Source organism: Bradyrhizobium sp. P5_C11_2 (genome assembly GCF_054049755.1).
This window is the reverse complement of record NZ_JBFULT010000706.1, coordinates 1-3,302: the sequence shown is the minus strand read 5'-3', so window position 1 is coordinate 3,302 and position 3,302 is coordinate 1. Positions and strand designations below refer to the sequence as shown.

The 3,302-nt window shown below is 64.7% G+C and carries 4 protein-coding genes; 3 read left to right on the top strand and 1 reads right to left on the bottom strand.

The features are described from left to right. Positions 1-172: transposase (locus ACXJL8_RS37290; protein WP_456686640.1), on the top strand; the 172-nt coding region annotated here is incomplete at its 5' end. 188 nt (positions 173-360) lie between these two features. Then, on the top strand, positions 361-2,217 hold the full coding sequence (locus ACXJL8_RS37285; protein ID WP_456621971.1) for a caspase family protein: 1,857 nt from the start codon (positions 361-363) through the stop codon (positions 2,215-2,217). Between the two features lie 160 nt (positions 2,218-2,377). Here ACXJL8_RS37285 and ACXJL8_RS37280 read toward each other — a convergent pair whose 3' ends face one another. After that, on the bottom strand, positions 2,378-2,836 hold the full coding sequence (locus ACXJL8_RS37280) for a GlcG/HbpS family heme-binding protein (protein WP_456621967.1): 459 nt from the start codon (positions 2,834-2,836) through the stop codon (positions 2,378-2,380). 103 nt (positions 2,837-2,939) lie between these two features. On the opposite strand from ACXJL8_RS37280, the gene ACXJL8_RS37275 reads away from it, so the two are divergent. Beyond that, on the top strand, positions 2,940-3,302 hold a 363-nt coding region (locus ACXJL8_RS37275; RefSeq protein ID WP_456686639.1), incomplete at its 3' end, for a LysR family transcriptional regulator.

The window sequence follows — 3,302 nt, the reverse complement described above, 5'->3', positions numbered from 1 at the left end:
CCGCAGGATCATCATTCCGCACGACGCCGACGCCTACAAACAGCGCAACCGCATCGAGCGCTGCTTCTGCCGGCTCAAACACTTCCGACGCTTGGCAACCCGTTATGACAGGCGAACCGCCAACTTTACCGGCTTCATCCATCTCGCAGCCGCAATGATCTGGATGCAATAAATGTCGATCGGTCCTAGGGCGAGTCCTCATGAACGTCGGCTTCCGAAGATAAAGCGGAAGTCGCCCCGCGTGGTCGCCATCGACAGCTTCTGACCCGAAACAGATTGCAGCGTGATCAGCATCACAGAGCCGAAGCTTGCCTTTCGGCAGGCTCCGCCTACGCTGCGCACATGTTATTCGGGGCTGTGATGGGCGCGTTTCGCTGGTTTTCATTGGTCTTTTTCATCTTGCTGACGTGCGGCTCGGCGCATGCCGAGCGGCGCGTTGCGCTGGTGATCGGCAATTCCGCCTACAAGAGCGTGCCGAGGCTCGCCAACCCCGCAAACGATGCCGCTCTGGTCGGCGCCATGATCAAGAAGGCCGGGTTCGACTGGATCGACATCAGGACCGATCTCAGTGTTGCCGAGATGCGCAAGGCTCTGCGCGACTTTGGTGGACGGGCGCGAGACGCTGAAGTTGCCGTCATMTATTACGCTGGTCACGGCATCGAGTTGGACGGAACCAACTACCTCATTCCGACGGATGCGACTCTTGAGACCGACAGCGACGTTCTCGATGAGACCGTGGCGCTCGACCGGGCGCTGTTCGCCGTCGAGCCCGCGAAGCAGCTTCGGCTCATCATACTGGACGCATGCCGCGACAATCCCTTCGCCAAGACAATGAAGCGCACGGTCGCCGCCCGCGCCATCGGGCGCGGCCTCGCCAAGATCGAGCCGACCAGCCCGAACACGATGATTGCGTTCGCCGCCAAGGCGGGGTCAACCGCCTCGGATGGCGATTCAAAGAACAGCCCCTTCGCCGCAGCGCTGGTCGAGCGATTGCCAACGCCCGGTCTCGACCTGCGCAAGGCGTTCGGGTTCGTCCGCGACGATGTCCTGAAGAGCACCAGCTACAAGCAGGAGCCGTACGTCTACGGCTCGCTCGGCGGCGATGACGTGTCGCTCGTCCCTGCCAAGCCGGTCGTCGCCGGGCCGCAGGCCAACCCGGACAGCGAAATCCGGCGCGACTATGAACTGGCGCTCCAGCTTGGCACGCGCGATGTGTGGACCGCCTTTCTCAATCGCCATCCGAGCGGGTTCTACACCGACCTGGCCAAGGCCCAGCTAAATCGGATTGCCGCCGAGGATGCGCGTGCTGCGGCCGCCGAGAAGGCCCGGCAGGCCGAGGACGAGAAGGCCCGGCTCATCGCCGACCGCGCCAAGAAGGCCGAGCAGGACAAGGCGGCGGCCGCCGCCAAGGCCGCCGAGGACGCCCGGCTTGCCGCCGAGAAGGCCAAGCAGCTCGAGGACGCCAAGGCGGCCGCGGCCGAGCAGCGCAGGAAGGACGCCGAGGCGGCTGCGAAGGCGCTCGCCGACAAGCTGGCCGCCGAGAAGGCGCTGGCCGCGAAGCTCGCGAGCGACAAGGCCGCCGCCGAGCCGGCGGCGAAGCAGGCCGCCGAGAAACAAGCCTCCGCCAACGCCGAGCAGAAGGTCGCGGCTGTAACGCCCTCCTCGACCCCGCCGGCGATGTCGCCGCAGGAAACGACGAAGCTGGTGCAGTCGGAACTCCGCCGCGTCGGCTGTCTGACGGCCTCGGCGGACGGCGACTGGAACGCGTCGTCACAACGCTCGCTGACGCTGTTCAACAAATACGCCGGCACGAAATTCGACACCAAGCTCGCGAGCTTCGATGCGCTGGACGCGATCAAGGCCAAGCCGGGCCGCGTCTGCCCGCTGGTGTGCGACCATGGCTTCAGGGCCGACGGCGATGCCTGCGTAAAGATCGCATGTCGCCCGGGCTCTCGCGTCAACGACGACAATGAATGCGAGAAGGTGCAGGACAAGAAGCCGGTCGCGACGCGTGACGGTAACGGCAGCCGTGACGCCGAGCGCAAGCAAATCGAGTCCACGCCACCGAAGCGGGAGGCGAAGCCATCGGGGCAAATCTACTGCAATAATGCCGGTTGCCGCCCGGTTCGACCCGGCTGTCGCCTTGAGACTTACAGGAGTGGCGTAACGGTGCCGAGCAACGGAGCTGTTGGAAGCCTTGTCGAGGTCTGCAATTGAAGCCAACCAAGGGATGCCGCGAACAAGCCCGGTCATGCCCGTCTCCTGAGCTCAGACTGTCTCTCCAACGCCTCCGGCGGTGCAATTAATTCTTGATTCTTCGGACCCGCGAAAGCGGCCCGAGTCATTGAGTGTCACCGCAATCCCGGATCAAGACCGGTCACGATCCGAACGCCGCAAGGCCCGCCGACGCAACCTGCGCGTCCTGGGTTGATTGCATGCCTGACACTCCGATCGCGCCGATCACCCTGCCGTCGCGCACGATCGGAAGGCCGCCTTCCAGTGGGGTCAGATTGGTCATGCCCAGAAGCCGCAGATGAAGGCCGCCGTTGGCAAGCGCGGATTCGAAGGCCGCGGTCGACCGCCTGAAATCGACCGCCGTTTTCGCCTTCTGCTGGGCGACAAGCACGCTGCCATGCTGCGCCTGATCGAGACGGTAGAGCAGGACGAGATGGCCGCCGCTGTCGGTGACGGCGATCACCATCGGCCATCCATGACGTTGCGCTTCGGCGCGTGCCGCGCCGGCGACGAGCGTCGCCTCGTCGAGTGTGATGGGGGCGCCATAGAGGGGCGTCAGGGCTGCAAGAGGCGCTTGTGCCGTGGGGTCGATTGTCGTCATGGAGAGCTCCGGTTGGCTGCGGGCTCATCAACAACATATCGCGCATCCGGTGATAATATATGAGATCGAGGATACATTATCTCACTTTTCGAGAGAATAGCCCCTGCCCTCGCTTGCGGACTACACGACGTTTCTGGCTATCGTTGACGAGGGCAGCCTGACGTCGGCAGCAATTCGCCTTGGCAGATCGCTTCAGGCGGTGAGCCGGTCGCTGGCGCGGCTCGAGCAGGATCTCGGCGTGGAGCTGGTGTCGCGGACGACGCGGCGCCTGCATCCCACGACGGCGGGGCTCCACTTTGCCGACCGCATCCGCCTGGCACTCACGACCATCGACGGCGCGCGCGAAGATCTGCTTGCCAGCGACCGGCGCCTCGCCGGCACCATCCGCATCGGCACATCGAGCCTGGATCTGCTTGCCAGCGACCGGCGCCTCGCCGGCACCATCCGCATCGGCACATCGAGCCTG